This window comes from Pseudoroseomonas cervicalis ATCC 49957, assembly GCF_000164635.1.
In the GTDB taxonomy this organism is placed as follows: Bacteria; Pseudomonadota; Alphaproteobacteria; order Acetobacterales; family Acetobacteraceae; genus Pseudoroseomonas; species Pseudoroseomonas cervicalis.
This window is the reverse complement of record NZ_GG771141.1, coordinates 1-767: the sequence shown is the minus strand read 5'-3', so window position 1 is coordinate 767 and position 767 is coordinate 1. Positions and strand designations below refer to the sequence as shown.

The 767-nt window shown below is 74.4% G+C and carries 3 protein-coding genes; all 3 read right to left on the bottom strand.

Annotated elements, in window-relative coordinates:
- The coding region (locus tag HMPREF0731_RS22220; protein WP_007006517.1) for a DUF1178 family protein at positions 1 to 191 on the bottom strand (191 nt) is incomplete at its 3' end.
- Between the two features lie 54 nt (positions 192 to 245).
- Positions 246 to 506, bottom strand: coding sequence for a glutaredoxin 3 (gene grxC / locus HMPREF0731_RS22215; RefSeq protein WP_007006516.1), 261 nt, complete (start codon positions 504 to 506; stop codon positions 246 to 248).
- 55 nt (positions 507 to 561) lie between these two features.
- Positions 562 to 767 (bottom strand): ComF family protein (locus tag HMPREF0731_RS22210; protein WP_007006515.1); only part of this gene is annotated, 206 nt, incomplete at its 5' end.

The following is a 767-nucleotide window of genomic DNA, read 5'->3' as shown; positions in this document are numbered from 1 at the left end:
TCGGCCGGTGGCGGCGCGGCGTCGCGCGGCCGGGCGATGGCCGGCGCCATCAGCGCGCGCTGCACCCTGTGGCTGCCGCAGACCGGGCAGTCGATCAGCCCGGCGGCCGCCAGCTTCTCAAAGGCGGCGCTGTCCCGGTACCAGCCATCGAAGCCATGGTCCTGGTCGCAACGGAGCTGGTAGTGGATCATGCCCTGGTCCGGTTCATCCTGGCCCGCGCGGCGCCGCGCGCCGGGGCGCGCCCCTTACCCTGCCTGGAGCAGCGCATCCAGCTTCCCCGCGCGGTCCAGCGCGAAGAGGTCGTCGCAGCCGCCGATCGCCTGATCGCCGATGAAGATCTGCGGCACGGTGGTGCGCCCGCCCGAGCGGCGGATCGCGTCCTGCCGCTCCGGCGAGCCGTTCGGCGCGTCGTATTCGGTGAAGCCCACGCCCTTGCGGCCCAGCAGCAGCTTGGCGCGCGAGCAATAGGGGCAGAACGCGGTGGTGTAGATTTCGACCTTGGCCATGGGTGACACATCGGCGCCGTTGCGCCACCGGTCAAGAGCGTTGCGCGGGAGGGGCTCACCGCGCGGCCTCCCGCAGCAGCGCCGCATCCGGCACCCGGGCGGCGGCCAGCACATCGACCTGCGCCGCGCCGTGCCGCAGCAGCAGCGCGGCGCAGGCCGAGACGGTGGCGCCCGAGGTCAGCACGTCATCCACCAGCAGCAGCCGCCGCCCCGCGATGCGCGGCGCCGCGCCGCGCGCCAGGGCGAAGGCGCCCTCCAGCA

Coding starts and splice junctions, on each gene's coding strand:
- grxC (WP_007006516.1), bottom strand. CDS start 506: ATGGCCAAGGTCGAAATCTACACCACCGCGTTCTGCCCCTATTGCTCG.